Origin of the sequence: Deinococcus sp. Marseille-Q6407, assembly GCF_946848805.1 — a bacterium.
Taxonomy (GTDB): Bacteria; Deinococcota; Deinococci; order Deinococcales; family Deinococcaceae; genus Deinococcus.
In genome coordinates this window covers 461,443-478,207 of sequence record NZ_CAMPFU010000002.1, presented here as the reverse complement: position 1 = coordinate 478,207, position 16,765 = coordinate 461,443, and the positions used below count along the sequence as shown (strand labels likewise).

Below are 16,765 nucleotides of genomic sequence, written 5' to 3'. Positions count from 1 at the left end.
GCCGCATGAGGGTTGTCCCGGGGCCAAGCTAATTCAGCACCCGCTCCTGCGCCGGGTCCGGGGCCTGCCAGTCGGCCCGCAACACCCGCACCTCGCTGCTGCCGGCCGGGGTGTACCACACCCGCACGCCGCTCTGGTCCGGGGCGCGGCGCAGGCGCTGTTCGGCCGCCGGGGGTAGTCGCTTATCCAGCGCCAGAAAGGCGTTGCGGTGCGCCGGGGCCCAGCCACGCAGCAGCAGCTCCTGGCCGCTATCGTTGCGCAGCAGCAGGTCATGCTGACGCACGGTGACGCTCAGCTCGGGAGGGTCGGGCACTTGCCGGACCTGCCAGCGCACCTCGGTGCCGAAGGTAGGCGCTTCCCGCTTGCCCAGCGTGCTGGGCGGGAGCCAGCGGGCCGGCGGTCGCGCCGGGCGCCACAACAGACCGCTGAGCAGCCGGGCCAGTCCCCAGAGCGAGAGGGCCACGCCACCGCTCAGGCTGAGAAAGCTGGGCGGGTCGGCCAGTAATGCTGCGCCGCCCAGCACCGTCAGCACTAGACCCCAGCCCCACTCGGGCCGCTGCCGTGCGGGCACGAAGGCGCGCGGCCACCACTCGGCCAGCAGCAGCAGCGCCGCGCCGATGCCGAAGAGCGCCGGCACTTCCAGCAGCGGAGCCAGTGGCAGCAGCAACAGCCCCGGAATGCTCCACAGCGATACGGCCGGCCGCTGCCGGCGCCGCGCCGCAAAGGCCACCCGCGCCAACCAGTACAGCGCCAGCAGTCCCCAGGCGGCCAGAAACCAGATGTTCAGCCGTTCCAGAAAGGGCGTGGCCAGCAGGCTGCCGTCCATCAGGGCTGGCCCTGCCGCTGCGCCTCAGCAGCCAGGTGTTGCAGCTGGCCTTGCAGCAGCTCCCAGCCGGTTTCGACCGCGCCGCGTGAGCCAGGCAAGGCAAACAGCAGCGTGCGCCCGGCCAGCCCGCCGACCGCCCGCGAGAGCATCGCGGCGCCGCCCACCTGCTGATAAGACAGCATCCGGAACAGCTCGCCAAAGCCGGGCAGCGGCTTGGTCAGCAGACTTTCGATGACCGGCACCGTCACGTCGCGCCCGGTGATGCCGGTGCCGCCGGTGCTGAGCAGCAGATCGAAGCCGGCCGCCTGCCAGGCCCGCAGCTGCGTCTCAATAGCGTCTCGTTCGTCGGGCACGATGCTGTAGCCCTCCACATGATGTCCGGCCTCCTGCAGGGCCTGTACCAGAAAAGCCCCGCTGCGGTCGGTCTCGGGCGTGCGGGTGTCGCTGACGGTCAGCACGCCGCAGCGCAGACGGCGCGGCACGGCCGGCTGATGCCCGGAGGGCACGGAAGAAGGGACCGCTGAGGCTGAGGCAACCATGCTTTCACCATAGCCCTCCTGCCTCCTCTCAAGCGTTGATCAGGTCAGTTTTCAGCAGCTCTGCCGTCAGCGCCGCCGGGCCGCCGCCCGCCCCGCTTTCAGCACCTGCAACACCTGCTCGGGTAGCTGGTCATAGTCGGCCGCGGTGACATCGCTCAGGGGCTTGCGGCCCATGACGGCCAGCAGGTGCCCGCACTGTTCCTCGAAGAACTCGTGGTACTCCGCGGCGCTGCCCAGATGAATGCATTCCAGGGCCAGCACCTTCAGCCGGCCTTCCAGGCCCTGCACCGCCAGGAAATACGCAGCCTGCTCGGCGCTGGGGCCCAGTCGGTCTTCCAGGCCCAGAATCGCTTCGGGCCGGCGCATCAGCTCATCGGCGGCGCGGCGCACCACCGGATCGCGCATGGTGCGTTCACAGGCGCGGCAGGGCAGATGCGGGTCGGGTTCGCCGCAGACTGGACAGGGGGTCCAGCCCTGCTGCTCGCGCCAGCGCCGCGAGCGGGCCACTGCCTCGGCGGCGGCGCGGGCCACGTCGTGCAACTCCTCGCCGGCCGCCTGCGCTGCCTGCTCGGCCCGGGCCTGCTCTTCAGGGGGCAGCGGCGGCAGTTGTGGCGCGAGCGAGCGGCGGTTCCCCCCACCGGGCGCGGTCCAGCCGGTGCCGAAACGAATCTCGGTGACCTGTTCGGGTGTCACTCCGGCCGGCGCCGTGCTGATCAGCAGCTCATTAAGCCGGTGCATGAAATGGTGGCGCTGCATGCTGAGGTGATGCGCCGCCGCCGAGTCGCGGGCTTCTACGTGCAGCGTCCCGAACTGAAACGACCGCGCCCGGGTCAGCCGGGCCACTTCCGGCCCCACCGCCCGCGGCCATAGTAACAGCGCCTGTGCGCGGCGTACCCCGAAGCCCAGCCGGTTCTTGCCCAGGGTGGCGTCCATCAGTTCGCCCACGCTGCGCAGGTCACCCTCACGCCGGCCGCTGCGGGCGCGGGTGCGGTAGCTGGGCTTTTGGATGTAGGGCTTGTTGCTGTCTCCGTTACTCATGCCAGAACCTCCTGCGCGGTAAAGCGGCCGGCGGCGGCCTGCAGCACCAGCCGGGCGCCGGGGGGCTGCTCGGTGCCGGTCACGATGGCCTGCGGCACCGAGGCGGCCAGGTCCAGCAGGAACTGCCGGCGCTGCGGGTCCAGCTCGGCGGTCCAGTCGTCAATCAGGAGCACCGGCGGCTCCCCGAAGCGCTCGCTGAGCAGTTGTAGCTCGGCGTAGCGCAGCGAGAGCGCGGCGGTGCGTCCCTCTCCGCGGCTGGCATAGGTGCCGGCGCCCAGGCCGCCCAGGGTCAGTTCCAGGTCGTCGCGGTGCGGGCCGGTCAGGGTGACGCCACGGGCCAGTTCCTCGGCGCGGCGTGAGTGCAGCGTGGCTGCGTAACTTTCCGGGTCGGTGCTTTCCAGCAGCCGGAGTTCCAGCGTTTTGCGGCTGCCCAGCTCGGCGTTGGCCTGCCGGGCCAGTTCTTCCAGCCGTACCAGCGCCCGCTCGCGGAATTCCATGATCTCGCGGCCCAGAGTCACCAGCGGGCCGTCCCAGACGTCCAGCGCCCAGTCCTGACCTTCGCGCAGGGCGGCATTACGCTGCGACACCGTGCGCTCATAGCGGCTGAGCTGCTCGGCATACCGGGCGCTCAGGCGGCCCAGCAACGAGTCCAGATAGGCCCGGCGCTTGGAAGGCGAACCGAACACCAGCTCGGAATCTTCCGGGCGAATCAGCACGGCGCTGCCGCGCGGCAGGTCGCCGGTGCGGGCGCGCACGCCGTCCACCTTCAGCTGCCGCCGGCCGCGCCCGATACCCACCTCTTGCACACTGAGGCTGCCGCCTTCCAGCACATCGGCGCGCACGTAGGCTTCGGTCTGCCCGGCCCGCACCAGTTCTTCCAGCCGGCCCGCCTCGGTACGGCCGGTCAGTGCCAGATAAGCCGCTTCCAGCAGGTTGGTCTTGCCGGCCCCGTTCTCGCCCCACACGCCCGTGACCCCGGCCGGAAAGTCCAGCGTGTCGGGGGCCAGGTTGCGGTAGTTCAGGGTAGAGAGCTTGCTCAGGCGCACGCGCGACATTATAGGCGGCCGGCTGCGCCGCGAAAGTTCAGCAACGTTCAGTGCAGCGAGTCACCGGCGCGGCGCACGTCACGGGTCAGCCGTTCCAGATGAAAGGCGTTGCCGCCGCTGCCGAGCACGGCCGTTTCGCCCCTTTCACTGGAGCCGGTCACCAGCCAGGCCAGCTCGCGTTCACCGGCGCGGCGCACGTGCCGGCGCTGGCCCTGGGCGTCGGCGTCCAGAGCCAGCACGGCGGTAGGGACCCCTAAGCGCAGCAGCTCGGCCCGTAACCAGGCGATGGCTTCCGGCCCGCCGGCAATCAGGCCCTGCTCCAGATAAGGCTTGGGCTGGTTGTAGCGCACCGCCCGGCCATCACGCCGAGTCAGGTCGCCGCCCTGCGCGCGCAGCAGGGCGTGCCCAGCGGCAATATCCCACTCGGCGCGGGGCGACATGGTAAAGGTGGCATCCGCCTCGCCTGCCGCAATTCGGGCCAGCTTCAGGGCCGTAGAGCCGCTGGGCCGCATGCCCGGCAGCGGCAGGTCCTTCAGCTCGCGGCCGGTTTCCGTGACCGAGGTGGCCACGATATAGGGCTGTTCTGAACGCAGCGAGACCGGCTGCCCGTTTTTCCGCACGCCCATCCCAGCGGCACCCGAGAACAGCTCATCCGTCTCGGGTGCGTAGATCACGCCCAGCACCGGCTCGCCTGCCTCGGCCAGTCCGATAGACACGCAGTAGTCACTGCTGCCTTCGGTGTATTCCTTGGTGCCGTCAATCGGGTCAATCAACCAGACTCGCCGCCTGTCCAGACGCTGCCGGCTATCGCTCTCTTCTTCGGAAAGCAGGCCGTCTGCCGGGAAAGCGGCGGCCAGCTCCTGCATCAGCAGCTGCGAGGCGGCCCGGTCGGCCTGGGTCACCGGGTCATCGGCGCCGGTCTTGTGCTCCACGGTCAGGCCCTGCTGGCGCAGGCGCCGGATCAACTCACCGGCCTGACGGGCCAGCTGCTCTGCTGTGGCCAGTTCTTCGGTCATGCCTTGATCTTAGCGCCGCTTTCCTCCTCATCGTCGCCGAAATCCCAGATGTCCAGGTCGTCCACGGCGCTGCCCAGGTTGCTCAGCGCCGCCAGGTCCTCGGCGCGGGCCTGACCCTCGAAATGCACCCCCTGGGTCTGTCCGGCGGTCAGGTCGGCCATCACGTCGGGGGAGACGCCGGCAAACAGCTGCGCTGCCCGCTGCGGGGTGGCGTCCAGCAGCATTTCCTCCAGCACCTCGTCGGGAATCTCCTGCGAGACGCCGGCCCGGGCACTGGCCAGCAGCCCAGCGTCCACCGCCGGCCGCACGGCGCCCTCACCTTCCAGGGTGGCCCAGTCGGCCTGATTGGAGGCGGCTGGAGCGGGAGTGGCCGCTTCCCACCCGGCAGAAGGCACCTGAGCAGCAGGAACGGGTCTCTCGGCCTCGGCGCGGCTGGCGGACCCACTTCGCAGCCACAGGGCAGCCAAGGCGACAATGACAATCAGCAGGGCAATCAGAACGTAAGTCATGGGGATCCTTCGGGGAAATCGGGTGAAAGAAAAGATTCAGCAAGGGGCCCGGTGAATTCGGTGGCCCGCAAAAGCGTGGGGGATGAGAAAGCTCAGCTCATCTTAAAGGCACTTTCCTTGCACTTCTCTTGCGCCGCAGCTGCCTCCGCCAGCATGAAGACTGTGCAGGCCGGGGAATCTCTGCACTCAGGCCGCAAACAGCTCAGGGCTGCAGCCGGGTACGGTCGCGTGGGAAAGCGCGGGCCATTCGCACGTTGCTGAGGCCCAGCAGCAGCGCGGTGAGCCGCTCAGCGCCGATGGCAAAGCCGCCGTGCGGGGGCATGCCGTAGCGGAACACCTCGGCATATCCGCGCAGCGAGTCGGGGTTCAGGCCATAAGCTTCGATGCTCTCGGCCAGCATCTGCGGGTCGTGGATGCGCTGTCCGCCGGACGTGATTTCCAGGCCGCGCAGCAGCAGGTCGAAGCCGCGCGTCAGTGGCACGCCGTCCACCTCGCCTTCCGGGTAGGTGTAAAAAGGCCGGGCCACCCGCGGGAAACGGGTCACGAACACGAACTCGCTGCCGTGTTCGCGGGCGTAGTACTCGCCCAGCAGCCGCTCGCCTTCGGGGTCGAGGTCCTTGCCGCCCACCGCATGACCGAACTCGCGCTCCACCAGCGCGCGGGCCTCCAGCAGCGGAATGCGCGGAATCCGCTCGGGCACCTGCGGCAGCGTGGCACCTAGCAGCGTCAGCTCGGGGGCGCAGCGCTGGGCTACCCGCGCCAGCATCTGCCGCAGCACCTCGGTTTCCACGTCCATCACGTCCTCTTCCGAATCGATAAAGCCCAGCTCAGCGTCCAGGCTGAGGTACTCGGTCAGGTGCCGGCTGGTGTTGTGCTGCTCGCCGCGGAACACCGGGGCCACCTCGAACACCCGCTCGAAGGCGCCCACCATCATCTGCTTGTACAGCTGCGGGCTCTGGGCCAGGTAGGCCGGCTCACCGAAATAGTCCACCGTGAAGAGGTTGGCGCCGCCTTCCGCGCCGGCCTCCACAATCTTGGGCGTGCTGATTTCGGTAAAGCCCATGCCGTTCAGCGCCTCACGGAAGCCAGCCAGCAGCTCGGCCTGCACCCGCAGCGCGGCGCGTTCCTTCAGCCCACGCACCGTCACGGCGCGGTGGTTGAGTAGCGTGTCGGGGTGAACCCGGTTCAGCTTGGGCAGCTCCACCGGGGTCGCCTCGGCCGCCGCCGAGATCAGGCGCATAGCCTGCATCCGCACTTCCACCTCGCCTTCCCGCTTGGGGTGGGGCGTCACTGTGCCTACGATTTCCACGCTGCTCTCGGGCAGCGGCAGGTTCAGCTCCAGGCCGTCGCCCACGCCCTGCACGGCGCCGCTGCCGTCGCGCAGGGTCACAAACTGCAGGCCGCCGAGGTCGCGCCGCGAGAGAATCATGCCGCGCAGCCGCACCTCCTGCCCGGCGAGGCCGCCAAGGTCGCGGATAAAGGTGCGGGGCAGGGTCTGAGCGGGTGTCTGGGACTGCGCTGGCGTATCGGTAGGGGTGGTCATGGGTGGTCCTCCTGAGCATGGGGCGGGGGCAAAAAGCAAGTGGATAAAGAAAACCCCCGCTACCGGAAACTCGGAAAGCGGGGGCGCACACGGCGAAGACGTCCCCTAGCGGGAATCGTCATTATTCTGGTTGTTCGCCGTCGGCAACATGCTGGCAAGTGTAAGCTGCTCAGGGCCGAGTGTCAAGCGGATGACAGTTCTGCAGGGCCTTAGGGCACCAGTCCGCTGAGCGCCGGCCAGCCGTGCGCGAGGTTCAGCGCGGCGGCGGCCCGGGCGGCCAGCGCCGGCCAGGGGTCCAGCCGGGCCTGCACGCCCAGCAGGGGAATCGGGATCTCAGGGTCTTCGCGTTCCAGTACGCGCAGGTGCAGCTCACAGGCCGGGCTGCCGCTCACGCCCAGAGCCGGCTCCGCCTCGCGGCGAATTCTCACCCACGGCTGCGAGCGGTACTCGGCCCGGTAAGCGGCCAGCGCGTCGTGCTCGGAGTAGCCCTCGAACAGCGGCACCTGCAGCTGCACATCTTCACCGCCTGCCAGCAGCGGTTCCAGCCGGAAATGCCCGGTCAGCAGCGGCCGCAGCTGCTCCAGCCCGGCCTCGTCCAGCGACACCCCGACGGTCTCGCGCGGCGACACCACCCGGCCGCGCAGCAGCGGTTCCAGCGCCAGCGCGGCAGCCAGCACGTCCGGGGCCAGGGCAGCCAGCGGCGCCTCCGCGGTACTGGCCGGAGTCTGAAGCTCGGGCAGCACCGGCTGTCCGGCAGCGCCGGGGCGCAGGTCCACCCATTGTCCAGCGTCGCTGGGCAGCTCGCCGGTCCAGCCGGGGCAGATCACAGTCACGTCGGCCGCGCCGGGGGCGTCCACCACGCCCAGGTTGCGCCGACCGAACAGGCCCGGGTGCAGGTCCTCGGCCGACAGCCCGGTCTGCCCGGGTTCCACCAACTGTACGGTGCTCAGCTGCGGGTGCCAGGCGGTCCAGCGCAGCCACTCGGCGGCCAGCGGGTGCGCCGCGCCCACCACCTGAACCTTGAGCGGGTTCAGCGTTCCCAAGGCCAGGCTCCCGGCGCCGCCGCTGTTCCCACGGCACGCGGACCGGTATGCACCATCAGCGAACCGTTGACCGGGCCGCTCTCGGCCCAGACGATGGGATGCGACGCAGCAATCTGTTCACGCAGTGCGTCGGCGTCTTCCGGGTGAGACCCGTACAGCAGCGCCAGCCGCACCGGGGTGCCTTCGCCGTAGCGGCGGGTGATCTGCGCAGCGATCTCGCGGATGCCGCCCTTGTAGCCGCGTGCCTTGGCCGCCGTGGTATAGATGCCGCTGGGTTTTTCTACCGTCACCACCGGCTTGAGGTTCAGCAACCCGCCCAGGGTAGCCGCCACCTTGCCGATGCGTCCGCCGCGCTGCAGGAAATCCAGCGTCTCGACCGTGAAATACAGCTCGGTTTCGTCGCGGACCTGCTCGGCCCAGCGCAGCGCCGTTTCCAGTGATTCGCCGCGCTCGGCGGCGGTCATCAGGGCATGCAGCACAAAGGCCTGCGCCGCGCTGAGGCTGCCCGAGTTGAACAGCTGGATATCCAGCCCCGACAGCTCGCGGGCCTGTTCGGCCGCGTTGGCGCTGCCCGAAAGGCCGGTGCTGATGGTCAGCGCCACGATCTTGCGCGCACCCTGCGCGGCGGCCTGCCGGTAGGCGTCCAGCCAGGCCTGCGGGGTGGGCTGCGAGGTGCTGGGGTGAGGGTTCCCGGCCAGAATCCGGTCGATCAGCTCCTGGCGGGGCAGCTCGTGCATCGCGTAAGTCTCATTGCCAAAGGTGACCGAGAACGGGGCCACCGGCACCACGTTCTTCAGGCCGGGGTAGGCGTCCAGGCCGCCATCGGTCACCACCGTGAACTGGGGTTCAGTCATGAAAGCTCCACATCGTTCATCTGTTCTATCAGCTTCAGCGCGGCGGTATGGTCCTCGCCGGCGCCTACCATCCGCTCGGCAGCGCGGTACAGCCCGCCGGCCGCGCCCAGCAGCGGCGCCGCGCCTTTTTGCTCGGCCACCACATCCAGCCCGATGCCCACGTCCTTGGCCAGCAGCCCCAGCGCAAAGGTGGCCGGGAACTCGCGGGTCAGCACCCGCTGACCGATCAGGTTCTCGGTGGCATTGGAGCGGCCTGACGACGCGTTGATCACGTCCAGCGCCGCGCCCAGGTCCACGCCGCCGGCTTTCAGGGCGGCCAGCCCCTCGCCCGCCGCCCAGAGGTTCACGGCCAGCAGGGCGTTGTTGACGGCTTTCACCGCAAAGCCCGCGCCGGTAGGCCCCACATGCACCACCTTGCCGGCAAAGGCGAGGCGGGGGCGCACCCGCTCCAGCACCTGCGGGTCGCCGCCCACCATCACCGTCAGGGTGCCGGCTGCGGCGCCGTTGGTGCCACCGGAAACAGGGGCGTCCAGAAACTGCACGCCGCGCTTCTCCAGCCAGGCCGCCTGGGCACGGGCTTTGGCGGGGTGGCCGCTGGTGCAGTCCACCCAGATGGTGCCGGGTTGCAGCTGCCCGTCCAGCGCCCGCAGCACCTCCCAGACCTCGGCGGAGGTGGGCAGGCAGGAGAAGAGAACGTCGGCCTGGGCCAGTTCTTCCAGCGGGCGGGCTTCGCTGCCAAACTCGGCGGCGTGCGCTTCGGCGCGGGCAAAAGTGCGGTTCCAGACCAGGGTATCGAAATGCTGGGCCAGGTGTCCGGCCATGGGATAGCCCATCGCTCCCAGGCCGATAAATGCAGTACTCATGGCCGCCAGCTTAGCGCCAGCTGATACCCGCTCAGTAGAACATGAACTCAGTCAATTTTAAGTTTTAAATTACAAAAACAAACATGTAAAAACACAGACTTCCTCAAAATAATCAAACAGCCGCCGCCCCCCGATGCGGCATAGTGTCAGGAATGTCCACCGTCATCACCTCCCTGCAAAATCCAGCCGTCAAGCGCCTGGTTCGCCTGCGCAGCAGCCGGCGCGCCCGGGAAGGGGAGAACACCGTCCTGATCGAAGGCGCCCGCGAAACAGCCCGTGCCCTGGCCGCCGGCTGGCCAGCCAGCGAGCTGTATCTCTGCCCCGCATTCTTCAGCCCCGAAGCAGCCGACTTGGCACCGCAGCTCCCAGCAAATACAGTCACCGAACTCAGCCGCGACGCTTTCGCCAAGGTCAGCGGCCGCGAGCACCCGGACGGCATTCTGTTGCTGAGCCGCCCGCCTGCCGCCAGCTGGGAGACGCTGCCAGAAGGCGCCCTGATCGTGGTGCTGCACGGCCTGGAAAAACCTGGCAACGTGGGCGCCATCCTGCGTACGGTGGACGGCACCGGCCTGGGCGGCGTGCTGCTGCTGGGACGCGGCGCCGACCCCTACGGCCCCAATGTGATCCGCGCCTCACAGGGCAGCGTCTTTCATGTACCGCTCCTGCAAGCTGAAGAAGCCGAAGCGCTAGCCTGGCTGGAGGACAAAGGCTACTCGCTGGTGGCCTGCACCCCCGACGCGCCGCGCACGCTCTGGGAAGCAGACCTGAGCGGCCGGGTGGCCCTGCTGCTGGGCACCGAGCACGAGGGCCTGCCGGCCCACTGGCGCCGCGACGAATCCGCCATCTCCATTCCGATGCGCGGCGAGGCCGACAGCCTGAACGTCTCGACCGCAGCCGCCGTGGTGCTCTACGAGGCACTGCGCCAGCGGCAGTAAGCCCGGCTTCACAAAAAAAGGCGGCCACGCGGGCCGCCCGGATCTCATAGGTTGAATCAGGCCTGGGGCTGCTCAGGCTGCAGCTGCACGCCTTCCAGCGCAGCGTAGTCGTCCTGGAAGTGCATCAGCACGCCGCCAAAGAGGGTATCGAAGGTTTCCTGGGGCATTTCGGCCAGGGTGGGGTAGAAGCCCACGTATTCCAGCCAGACGTTGCCCTGAGGATCAATCGAACGGCTGAAAGCGCGTTCGCGGTTGCGCTGGTTCAGCATTTCCATCACTTCAGCCAGGCGGCCTTCATAGGTCTTCTGGGTCACGCAGGTGATTTCGAGGCGGCTGGTGTTCTGGGGGCCGTCGTTCACGGACACCAGCACGGCAGCGTCGCCCATTTCAAAGCGCCAGCCCATGCGGATAAAACGCTGGTTGGTCTCGGGGTTCTGGTCCATTTCCAGCTGGACTTCGCGTTCCTTGAGGTACTTGGCGATAGTATCCAGCGTCAGCAGAGCAGTTTCGGTCGTCATTTCTTTTCCTCCTTGGGGCCGGGGGGGCAGCCACTTGGCCGCCGCCACGGGGATCAAACCTGAACTATCCTAACATCCCGCCGCCCGCCGGGCGGCAAAGCGTCAAGGAGCGAGTCAGTTTCAGAGACGCCTCAGAAGCGTTCCTTGGGCGAGTGGCTCAGCACCTCATAGCCGCTCTCAGTCACCAGCACCAGATCCTCAATCCGCACACCGCCCAGGTCCTCGATATAGGCGCCCGGCTCAATGGTGATAACCATGCCTGGCTGCAACACGTCCTCGCTGCCACGGGCCAGGCGGGGGTTCTCATGCACCACCAGGCCCACGCCGTGCCCCAGCGAGTGAGCAAAAGCTTCGGCCAGGCCATGCTCAGCCAGCAGGTCGCGGGCCACCGCGTCCAGGTCGCCTGCCTGCATACCGGGCCGAATGGCTGCCACCGCCGCTTCCTCGGCCGCCAGCACGGCAGTGTAAATTCGCTGCAGTTCCGCGCTGGGCTCACCCACCGCCACCGTGCGAGTCATATCGGAGTTGTACCCGTTCAGGTTGGCCCCGAAATCCACCGTGACCAGGTCGCCGTCCTCAATCACCTTGTCGCTGGCGGCGCCGTGCGGCAGCGCACCCCGCACCCCGCTGGCCACGATCACGTCAAACGCACTGGTGGCCCCGGCCTGCCGGAGCCCCTGCTCCAGCGCAATCGCCACGTCCAGCTCACGCACGCCGGCCTTGATCATGGGCCTCACCTCGCCGAACACCCGGTCGGCCAGGTCCTGCGCGGCGCGGATACCGCTGATTTCAGCGTCCGTCTTGTAGAGTCGCAGCTCTTCTACCAGCCCCTCAGTGGGGTGGAACTGGGCCTGCCAGGCCGACTGCAGCCGCTCCAGGCCCGCCACGGTCAGGTTCGCCGCTTCGATGCCCACCTTCAACCCGGCCACCTTGGGCGCTGCCTGCTCCAGCGCGCTCAGGGGCGAGGCAATCACGACCTGCACGCCTTCTTCGGCGTCTTCCTTGGCCTGAACGGTGTAGCGGCTGTCGGTGTAGAGCAGCACTTCTGCCGGCGTCACCAGCACCCGGCCGTCGTCGGGATGGGTAAAGCCACTGAGATAACGCACGTTGGCCGGATCGGTCACCCACAGGGCCTGCAGGCCGCGGCCGGCCAGAGCACTTCTCACCTGTTCGATTTTTTCCATTTCTCCACGCTAACACGTCACTTTGTACCCAGTTCGGGAACAACGGCCGGGCCAGCAGATGAGAGGCTATACTCAGGAATCGGGACACCCAAACTATTTCCCACTTTTCCACAGGAGGAAGACTGTGAAGTTACACGAGTATCAGGGCAAAGAAATCCTGCGTGATTTCGGCGTCAACGTGCAGGAAGGCAAAGTCGCCACCACCCCCGAAGAAGTGCAGGCCATCTACCAGGAGTACGGCCAGCCGGTCGTGGTCAAGGCACAGGTGCATGTCGGCGGCCGCGGCAAGGCCGGCGGCGTGAAGTACAGCCCCAGCGAAGAAAAAGCGCTGGAAAACGCGGGGAACATCCTCGGCATGGACATCAAGGGCCTGACCGTGAACAAGGTCTTGGTCACCAAGGCCGTGGACATCGACGCGGGCACCGAGTACTACGTGGGCATGATCGTGGACCGCAACGTCCAGAGCTACACCCTGATGGCCTCGGCCGAGGGCGGCATGGAAATCGAGGAAGTCGCCGCCGCGACCCCCGAAAAGATCATCCGTCACCGCGTGGACCCCATCACCGGCCTGCGCCCCTACGAAGCGCGCGAAGTCGCCATCAAGGCCGGCTTCAAGGGCAACCTCAACAAGATCGCCGACATGATGGTCAAGATGAGCCGGGCCGCGCTTGAGCGCGACGCCGTGCTGGTCGAAATCAACCCGCTGTTCGTGGACGCCGACGGCACCCCCATCGCGCTGGACACCAAGTTCGAAGTGGACGACAACGCGATGTACCGCCACAAGGACATCGCCCACTACCGTGAGCTGTCGGCCGAGCACCCCCTCGAAGTCGAAGCCAGCGAGTACGGCTTCGCCTACGTGAAGCTCGAAGACGGCAACGTCGGCGTGCTGGGCAACGGCGCGGGCATCGTGATGACCACCCTGGACGTGGTGAACCGCGCCGGAGCCAAGCCGGCCAACTTCCTCGACATCGGCGGCGGCGCCAAGGCCGACGTGGTGTACAACGCGGTCAAGCTGGTGTCTAAAGACCCCGACGTCAAGGCCATCTTCATCAACATCTTCGGCGGCATCACCCGCGCCGACGAAGTTGCCAAGGGCGTCATCCGCGCGCTGGACGAAGGCATCCTGACCAAGCCGGTCCGCATGCGCATCGCCGGCACCGCCGAGGACGAAGCCAAGGCGCTGCTGAACGAAAAGAACAGCGACCTGATCAAGATGTACCCCACCATGTTCGAAGCAGCTGAAGAAGCGGCCAAGGAAGCGAACGCAGCGGAGGGCAAGTAATGGGAATTCTGGTAAATAAAGACAGCAAAGTGATCGTGCAGGGCATGACCGGCTCCGAAGGCGCCAAGCACAGCCGCGCGATGAAGGAATTCGGCACCCAGGTGGTCGCCGGCGTGACCCCCGGCAAGGGCGGCATGGACTTCGAAGGCTGGCCGATCTACAACTCGGTCGCTGAAGCCAAGGCCAAGCACGGCGCCGATGTCTCGATCATCTTTGTGCCCCCGGCCGGCGCCGCTGACGCCGTGCTGGAAGCCGCACACGCGGGCATTCCCCTGATCGTGCTGATCACCGAAGGCGTGCCCACCGTGGACATGATGCGCGCCGTGCAGGAAGTCAAGGAACTCGACGCGCACAGCAAGGCCGAAGGCGGCCAGGGCGTGCGCCTGATCGGCGGCAACTGCCCCGGTCTGGTCACCAACGGCGAATGCAAGGTGGGCATCATGCCCAACCGCATCTATGAAAAGCCCGGCCGCATCGGCCTGATCAGCCGCTCCGGCACCCTGACCTACGAAGCGGCCAAGCTGCTGAACGACGCAGGCATGGGCACCTCCACCACCGTCGGTATCGGCGGGGACCCGGTCATCGGCACCACTTTCTCTGACGTGCTGCCGATGTTCGAAGCCGACGAAGGCACCGACGCCGTGGTCGTGATTGGTGAAATCGGCGGCGCCGACGAAGAAGCTGCCGCCGATTACATCAAGAACCACATGAAGAAGCCTGTCGTGGCCTTCATCTCGGGCCGCAGCGCGCCCAAGGGCAAGCGCATGGGCCACGCCGGCGCCATCATCATGGGCGACGTGGGCACCCCCGAAAGCAAGCTCGCCGCCTTCAAGGCCGCGAACGTGCCGGTGGCCGACACCATGCCCGAAATCATCGACCTGGTCAAGACTGCTCTGAACCAGTAAGGCAGAACCTACACTGAAAAGAGGCCCCCACTTGAGGGGCCTTTTTTTGGCACCGCAGCATCGCTCAAGGTCCCGTCAGGCAGGGCCGCAAAGGCCGTGCTAGCCTCGTCATATGAACGTGATGAGAACGGCACTCACTGGCCTGGCGGCGCTGCTGCTGGGCAGCGGGACAGCGGCCCCGATGGTGCTGCAGGGCCAACTGAGTGGAGAAGTGCCGCCCAGCCTGAGCGTAGGCATCTGGACCGTGAGCCCTGCCGGCCAGCCCCAGCAACTGCTGGGCAGCGCCAGCGCGCCGCAGGGCCACTGGCAGGTGACCCTCAGCGCGCCGCCTGCGGCCGCGCCCACCCTGCAGGCCAGCAGCCTGAACTGGCCCGGCCTGCTGCCCCCGGTTGAGGTGTCGGGGGGCGGCAGCGGCCAGGAGCTGCGTGCTTATGCTTTCAGCGACAGCAACCACAACGGGCAGCCGGACCCCGGCGAGCCCCTGCGCGAAGTCCGGCTGCGAGACGGCGATCAACCGCTGTTTCTGGTCTGGGTGGACCGGCCGGTGCGGGTCAGCGGTGCCCACGGTTATCAGACCGAGCTGCAGGCCGGCTGGAACGCTCGGCAGCTGGTGCTGGGCCCCAGCATTCAGCTCAGGCCCTACAGTGGTCAGCCGCTGAATTCACGGCTGAGCCCCTGACAGAGCAGGCTCAGCCGCCCCAGCGCTCCAGAGTGGTACGGTAAGCCGCCAGATACTGCGGCACAATCCGGTCCGGATGAAAGACCTCCACCGCCCGCTGCCGGGCCGCCTGGCCCATCCGCGTCCGGACGGCCGGGTCGCCCAGAATCTCCAGCGCCGCGTGGGTCATGGCGTCCACGTCGCCCACCCCGGCCAGCAGCCCGCTGACGCCGTGTTCCACCACCTCGGGAATGCCGCCGGCGCGGGTCGCCACCACCGGCAGCTCGCAGCTCATGGCTTCCAGGGCACTCAGGCCAAAGCTCTCGTTGCTGCTGGGCAGCAAAAAGAGATCGCTGAGGCCCAGCACCGTTTCGATATCCGGAAAAGACCCCAGGAAGGCCACCCGGTCAGCGACGCCCAGGCGCTGCGCCCGCTCCAGCGCCGGCGCCCGCTCGGGGCCGTCGCCCACCATCAGCAGCCGGGCGGGCCGCTCGGCCGCCACCCCGGCAAAGACATCAATCACGTCATTCACCCGCTTGACCGGGCGGAAGTTGCTCACGTGAATCAGCAGGGCTTCATCCTCCTGGGCAAACTGCGCGCGCAGCTGCGGGTCATGCACCGGCCGGAAGCGCTGGCTGTCTACGAAATTATGAATCACCTCGATCTCGCGGTCGGTCTGAAAGACCTCGCGGGTCTGATCAGCCAGGAACTGCGATACGGCGGTGACATGGTGCGAGCGCTCGATGGCGTGGCGGGTGGTATGAAAAAAAGCCGGCTCGGCGCCCACCAGCGTCACGTCGGTGCCATGCAGGGTGGTCACCACCGGCGCCCGCCCGGTGATGGCGTGGGCGTGCAGCGCCGCCGTGGCGTGCGGAATGGCGTAGTGGGCGTGGGTCAGCTGTACCCCCTGTTCCAGAATCACTTCCGTCAGGGTGTTGGCGGCCGAGAGTTCCGGGTAAGGCTGCTCGAAGAGGGCATAGGCATACGAGCCGATCTGGTGAAAATAGGGCCCGTGCACGGCGCAGCGCCGGGTGGCCAGGCGAAAAGGAACCGCCGGCCCCACGAAATGCACGGCGTGACCCAGCTCGGTCATCAGCAGGCCCAGCTCGGTCGCCACCACCCCTGAGCCGCCGGCCCCGGTGTGGCACAGCACGGCAATATCCAGCGGAGAAGTCATGCGGCCAGTCTAGGGCAAAGCTCCGCCGCACAAAGGAGCGTGTGGCCGCCTCAGCGCTGCTCTAGGATAAGCAGCATGATCGCCGTGCTGACCGATTCCACCTGTGATCTGCCCCCGGCGGCCCTGCGTGAGCTGGGGGTGCAGATGTTGCTGCTGCAGGTCCAGCTGGGCAGCGTCTACTTGCGCGACTGGGAAGACGTACGCCCGGCCGAGGTCTTCGACCACCTGCAACGCGGCACCCCGGTCAGCACCGGCCCGGTGGCGGCCGAGGTGTTTCGCCGCTGCTACCGCGACCTGCTGGAGCGCTACGAGGGGGTGGTGTCGGTGCATATCTCGTCCGGCATCTCGCAGACGGTGGCACACGCCCGGCAGGCCGTAACGGCCCTGGGCGAAGCCGAGCGTATCCGGGTGGTGGACAGCGGCGTCTCATCGGTGCTGCTGGCCGCGCAGCGCGGCACGGGGCAGCCGCCTGGAGGACGTAGAGCAGGCCGCCCGCCGCACCCTGGCGCGGCAGTACGGCGAATTCACGGTTCCCAACCTGGACGCCCTGCGCCGCGGCGGCCGGGTCAGCGCCGTGCAGTATGCTGTGGGCAACCTGCTGGGCGTGCGCCCAGTGATCGCCTTCGACGACGGGCAGCTGCGGCCGGTGCGGCGGGCCCGCGCCGAGCAGGCCGCGCAGGACATTCTGGCCCAGCTGCGCCAACTGATGCAGGCGTCGGGGCTGAACATCCGCGCGGGGCGCACCCAGTCCATCGGCGCTGTGATCGGGGCGCACACCGGGCCGGGCATGTACGCCTTTGTGGCCGAGCCGTACGGGGAATAAGCG

Annotated in this window: 18 protein-coding genes and 1 pseudogene; 6 read left to right on the top strand and 13 right to left on the bottom strand. The window is 67.8% G+C overall.

The genetic code is table 11. The annotated features are described in order from the left end of the window. Window positions 1-28 precede the first annotated feature (28 nt). The 10 genes from OCI36_RS04330 to OCI36_RS04285 all read right to left on the bottom strand — a co-directional run bounded on the left by OCI36_RS04330 (window position 29) and on the right by OCI36_RS04285 (window position 9,277). Window positions 29-826 carry a hypothetical protein gene (locus OCI36_RS04330; protein WP_261663846.1) on the bottom strand — a complete coding sequence of 266 codons (798 nt, stop codon included), beginning with the start codon at window positions 824-826 and terminating at the stop codon, window positions 29-31. Continuing rightward, complete coding sequence (locus tag OCI36_RS04325; protein ID WP_261663845.1) at window positions 826-1,308, bottom strand: molybdenum cofactor biosynthesis protein B; 483 nt, start codon at window positions 1,306-1,308, stop codon at window positions 826-828. The genes OCI36_RS04330 and OCI36_RS04325 overlap by 1 nt, the downstream gene beginning before the upstream one ends. A gap of 123 nt (window positions 1,309-1,431) precedes the next feature. Further along, window positions 1,432-2,403 carry a DUF721 domain-containing protein gene (locus OCI36_RS04320; RefSeq protein WP_261663844.1) on the bottom strand — a complete coding sequence of 324 codons (972 nt, stop codon included), beginning with the start codon at window positions 2,401-2,403 and terminating at the stop codon, window positions 1,432-1,434. Then, window positions 2,400-3,458 carry a DNA replication/repair protein RecF gene (recF, locus tag OCI36_RS04315; protein WP_261663843.1) on the bottom strand — a complete coding sequence of 353 codons (1,059 nt, stop codon included), beginning with the start codon at window positions 3,456-3,458 and terminating at the stop codon, window positions 2,400-2,402. Before recF ends, OCI36_RS04320 begins: the two co-directional genes overlap by 4 nt. A gap of 38 nt (window positions 3,459-3,496) precedes the next feature. Next, on the bottom strand, window positions 3,497-4,465 hold the full coding sequence (locus OCI36_RS04310) for a 3'(2'),5'-bisphosphate nucleotidase CysQ (RefSeq protein WP_261663842.1): 969 nt from the start codon (window positions 4,463-4,465) through the stop codon (window positions 3,497-3,499). Next, on the bottom strand, window positions 4,462-4,974 hold the full coding sequence (locus OCI36_RS04305) for a hypothetical protein (protein WP_261663841.1): 513 nt from the start codon (window positions 4,972-4,974) through the stop codon (window positions 4,462-4,464). The genes OCI36_RS04310 and OCI36_RS04305 overlap by 4 nt, the downstream gene beginning before the upstream one ends. A 202-nt stretch (window positions 4,975-5,176) precedes the next feature. Next, the gene (gene aspS / locus OCI36_RS04300) at window positions 5,177-6,517 is read right to left on the bottom strand and encodes an aspartate--tRNA(Asn) ligase (RefSeq protein WP_261663840.1); all 1,341 of its coding nucleotides are present in this window, start codon (window positions 6,515-6,517) and stop codon (window positions 5,177-5,179) included. 209 nt (window positions 6,518-6,726) lie between these two features. Next, window positions 6,727-7,560: a hypothetical protein gene (locus OCI36_RS04295; RefSeq protein ID WP_261663839.1), complete on the bottom strand. Its 834-nt coding sequence runs from the start codon at window positions 7,558-7,560 to the stop codon at window positions 6,727-6,729. Continuing rightward, entirely contained in the window at window positions 7,548-8,414 is an 867-nt protein-coding gene (locus tag OCI36_RS04290) for a DegV family protein (RefSeq protein ID WP_261663838.1), read from the bottom strand. Before OCI36_RS04290 ends, OCI36_RS04295 begins: the two co-directional genes overlap by 13 nt. Beyond that, window positions 8,411-9,277: an NAD(P)-dependent oxidoreductase gene (locus tag OCI36_RS04285; protein WP_261663837.1), complete on the bottom strand. Its 867-nt coding sequence runs from the start codon at window positions 9,275-9,277 to the stop codon at window positions 8,411-8,413. Before OCI36_RS04285 ends, OCI36_RS04290 begins: the two co-directional genes overlap by 4 nt. A gap of 152 nt (window positions 9,278-9,429) precedes the next feature. Here OCI36_RS04285 and OCI36_RS04280 point away from each other — a divergent pair, with 152 nt between their 5' ends. Next, the gene (locus OCI36_RS04280) at window positions 9,430-10,212 is read left to right on the top strand and encodes a TrmH family RNA methyltransferase (RefSeq protein WP_261663836.1); all 783 of its coding nucleotides are present in this window, start codon (window positions 9,430-9,432) and stop codon (window positions 10,210-10,212) included. A 56-nt stretch (window positions 10,213-10,268) separates the two neighbouring features. Here the strand turns inward: OCI36_RS04280 and OCI36_RS04275 are convergent, their stop codons facing one another. Next, the gene (locus OCI36_RS04275) at window positions 10,269-10,730 is read right to left on the bottom strand and encodes a YbjN domain-containing protein (protein ID WP_261663835.1); all 462 of its coding nucleotides are present in this window, start codon (window positions 10,728-10,730) and stop codon (window positions 10,269-10,271) included. Window positions 10,731-10,861: 131 nt separating this feature from the next. Beyond that, entirely contained in the window at window positions 10,862-11,914 is a 1,053-nt protein-coding gene (locus OCI36_RS04270) for a M24 family metallopeptidase (RefSeq protein ID WP_261663834.1), read from the bottom strand. Between the two features lie 124 nt (window positions 11,915-12,038). Between OCI36_RS04270 and sucC the strand changes: the two genes are divergently transcribed. From sucC to OCI36_RS04255, 3 genes are all read left to right on the top strand, one after another. Next, a complete protein-coding gene (sucC, locus tag OCI36_RS04265; RefSeq protein WP_261663833.1) occupies window positions 12,039-13,199 on the top strand; it encodes an ADP-forming succinate--CoA ligase subunit beta in 1,161 nt (386 codons plus the stop codon). Then, entirely contained in the window at window positions 13,199-14,104 is a 906-nt protein-coding gene (gene sucD / locus OCI36_RS04260) for a succinate--CoA ligase subunit alpha (RefSeq protein WP_261663832.1), read from the top strand. The genes sucC and sucD overlap by 1 nt, the downstream gene beginning before the upstream one ends. 112 nt (window positions 14,105-14,216) lie before the next feature. After that, window positions 14,217-14,783, top strand: a complete 567-nt coding sequence (locus tag OCI36_RS04255) for a hypothetical protein (protein ID WP_261663830.1) — start codon at window positions 14,217-14,219, stop codon at window positions 14,781-14,783. A gap of 10 nt (window positions 14,784-14,793) precedes the next feature. Here OCI36_RS04255 and bshA read toward each other — a convergent pair whose 3' ends face one another. After that, complete coding sequence (bshA, locus tag OCI36_RS04250) at window positions 14,794-15,939, bottom strand: N-acetyl-alpha-D-glucosaminyl L-malate synthase BshA (protein WP_261663828.1); 1,146 nt, start codon at window positions 15,937-15,939, stop codon at window positions 14,794-14,796. A gap of 75 nt (window positions 15,940-16,014) precedes the next feature. Between bshA and OCI36_RS04245 the strand changes: the two are divergent. Both OCI36_RS04245 and OCI36_RS04240 read left to right on the top strand, forming a co-directional pair. Continuing rightward, window positions 16,015-16,326: pseudogene (locus tag OCI36_RS04245) on the top strand (DegV family protein); the annotation flags it as partial. Window positions 16,327-16,408: 82 nt separating this feature from the next. After that, window positions 16,409-16,762 carry a DegV family protein gene (locus OCI36_RS04240; protein WP_315941253.1) on the top strand — a complete coding sequence of 118 codons (354 nt, stop codon included), beginning with the start codon at window positions 16,409-16,411 and terminating at the stop codon, window positions 16,760-16,762. The last annotated feature ends 3 nt before the right edge of the window (window positions 16,763-16,765 follow it).

Excerpts from the sequence above, each read along its gene's own strand:
- OCI36_RS04330 (WP_261663846.1), bottom strand. The coding sequence starts at position 826 with ATGGACGGCAGCCTGCTGGCCACGCCCTTTCTGGAACGGCTGAACATC.
- OCI36_RS04320 (WP_261663844.1), bottom strand. The coding sequence starts at position 2,403 with ATGAGTAACGGAGACAGCAACAAGCCCTACATCCAAAAGCCCAGCTAC.
- recF (WP_261663843.1), bottom strand. The coding sequence starts at position 3,458 with ATGTCGCGCGTGCGCCTGAGCAAGCTCTCTACCCTGAACTACCGCAAC.
- OCI36_RS04310 (WP_261663842.1), bottom strand. The coding sequence starts at position 4,465 with ATGACCGAAGAACTGGCCACAGCAGAGCAGCTGGCCCGTCAGGCCGGT.
- OCI36_RS04305 (WP_261663841.1), bottom strand. The coding sequence starts at position 4,974 with ATGACTTACGTTCTGATTGCCCTGCTGATTGTCATTGTCGCCTTGGCT.
- aspS (WP_261663840.1), bottom strand. The coding sequence starts at position 6,517 with ATGACCACCCCTACCGATACGCCAGCGCAGTCCCAGACACCCGCTCAG.
- OCI36_RS04290 (WP_261663838.1), bottom strand. The coding sequence starts at position 8,414 with ATGACTGAACCCCAGTTCACGGTGGTGACCGATGGCGGCCTGGACGCC.
- OCI36_RS04285 (WP_261663837.1), bottom strand. The coding sequence starts at position 9,277 with ATGAGTACTGCATTTATCGGCCTGGGAGCGATGGGCTATCCCATGGCC.
- OCI36_RS04280 (WP_261663836.1), top strand. The coding sequence starts at position 9,430 with ATGTCCACCGTCATCACCTCCCTGCAAAATCCAGCCGTCAAGCGCCTG.
- OCI36_RS04275 (WP_261663835.1), bottom strand. The coding sequence starts at position 10,730 with ATGACGACCGAAACTGCTCTGCTGACGCTGGATACTATCGCCAAGTAC.
- OCI36_RS04270 (WP_261663834.1), bottom strand. The coding sequence starts at position 11,914 with ATGGAAAAAATCGAACAGGTGAGAAGTGCTCTGGCCGGCCGCGGCCTG.
- sucD (WP_261663832.1), top strand. The coding sequence starts at position 13,199 with ATGGGAATTCTGGTAAATAAAGACAGCAAAGTGATCGTGCAGGGCATG.
- OCI36_RS04255 (WP_261663830.1), top strand. The coding sequence starts at position 14,217 with ATGAACGTGATGAGAACGGCACTCACTGGCCTGGCGGCGCTGCTGCTG.
- bshA (WP_261663828.1), bottom strand. The coding sequence starts at position 15,939 with ATGACTTCTCCGCTGGATATTGCCGTGCTGTGCCACACCGGGGCCGGC.